2 protein-coding genes and 1 pseudogene are annotated in these 1,822 nt (G+C 34.5%); all 3 read left to right on the top strand.

Translation table 11 applies throughout. The features are described from left to right. The coding region (locus ACZQCL_RS09240; RefSeq protein WP_482482972.1) for a sensor histidine kinase at window positions 1-754 on the top strand (754 nt) is incomplete at its 5' end. Window positions 755-845: 91 nt separating this feature from the next. Beyond that, a complete protein-coding gene (locus ACZQCL_RS09235; RefSeq protein ID WP_482482970.1) occupies window positions 846-1,613 on the top strand; it encodes an ABC transporter ATP-binding protein in 768 nt (255 codons plus the stop codon). Further along, window positions 1,606-1,822 (top strand): annotated as a pseudogene (locus ACZQCL_RS09230) (ABC transporter permease); the annotation flags it as partial. The gene ACZQCL_RS09235 and the pseudogene ACZQCL_RS09230, both read left to right, overlap by 8 nt.

Raw genomic sequence — 1,822 nt, 5'->3', positions numbered from 1 at the left:
ATCTTGTAATCTTCAAGATTCTTCATTGATGGGAGAAGACTATCATAAAATCTTAGTGGCTATGAAAGAGTATCATGACGAGTATGTTATTTCTTCAGAAAACAAAATGCATGATCTAGAAGATTATTTTACGATGTGGGTACATCAGGCTAAGCTTCCCATTGCTGCTATGAAATTACTACTTGAAGATGAGGAATTGAGTCGTAGTGAAATTAAGCTGCAACTCTTACGCATGGACCAATATACAGATATGGTTTTAGCCTATTTACGCTTACATAGTACGCACACAGATTTCTTATTTAAAGAATTAGAATTGGATGATTTGATTCGACAATCGATTCGCCGTTTCTCAACAGAATTTATTCGAAAACACATTCAGTTGAGCTTTAAAGAAACCGGGGATGTTATTTTGAGTGATGAAAAGTGGCTTGTGTTTGTGTTGGAACAAATCCTTTCAAATAGTCTTAAATATACCGATGAAAATGGTTTGATCTCTATATATATGAAATCAAAACATGTCTTAGTTATTGAAGATACGGGTATTGGCATTAGTGCAAGTGATCTAAACCGTGTATTTGAAAAGGGATATACAGGCATAAATGGGCGTAGTGATAAAACGGCAAGTGGTCTAGGTCTATATTTATGTAAGAATATTTTAGATATGTTGAATCATAAAATTAGAATTGAATCGAGTGTAGGTAAGGGCACTCGTGTATTACTAGATCTTACGCATTTTGAAGGAAGAATTGAGTAATCTTACAATCTTGTAAGAATAGTGTTAGCTGAATCGATGGCTGCATTTTTGGATTCTTTGTAGAATTTTGGTGTACATGGAGGTAATGAATATGGCATTATTAGAAGTAAAAAATTTAAAAAAAGTATATACAACAAGATTTACACAGAATCAAGTACAGGCATTGACCAACGTTAATTTTAGTGTGAATAAAGGCGAATATGTCGCTATCATGGGAGAGTCTGGATCAGGTAAGACAACACTATTAAATATCTTGGCCGCTTTAGATAAACCAACAAGTGGACAAGTCTTATTACATGGTAAAGATATTACACATATTTCAGAAAAGGAAATTGCGAACTTTCGAAGAGAACACTTGGGCTTTGTATTCCAAGATTTTAACTTATTAGATAATTTTAATAATCGCGATAATATTTTCTTGCCTTTGGTTTTAAGCAAGAAAAAATATCCAGAAATGAAAAAAAGATTGGAACCTATCGCAAAACAATTAGGAATTGAGGGTATTTTAGATAAGTTTCCATATGAAATTAGTGGTGGACAAAAGCAGCGTGTAGCTGTAGCTCGTGCCATCATCACAAATCCAGATTTAATTTTGGCCGATGAGCCAACGGGGGCTTTGGATTCAAAGAGTACAGAGGAACTTTTACATTTATTTGGAACAATCAATGAAAATCAACAGACGATTGTGATGGTTACCCATTCAACAAAGGCGGCAAGTCATGCGTCTCGCGTTCTGTTTATTAAGGATGGAAAAATCTTCCATGAAATTTATAAGGGAAACAAGAATTTAGATCAGATGCACCAATGTATTAGTGATACGTTGACATTACTAGCTACAGGTGGTGTGCATCATGAGTAGAGCTTTCTATTTAAATTTAGCTGTAGATAATTTGAAGAAGAATGCGCGTACCATCATTCCTTATATATTAACGAGTGTCTTAACGACAATGATGTTGTATATGGTCGTTTCTTTGGCAAACAATCCAAACTTAAATGAGATGTTAGGGGCAATGACACTAACGCAGATGTTAGGCTTTGGGGTTGTCATTATTGAAATCTTTGCGTTTA

The organism is Holdemanella sp. (assembly GCF_056804935.1).
This window is presented reverse-complemented; position numbering and strand designations above follow the sequence as displayed.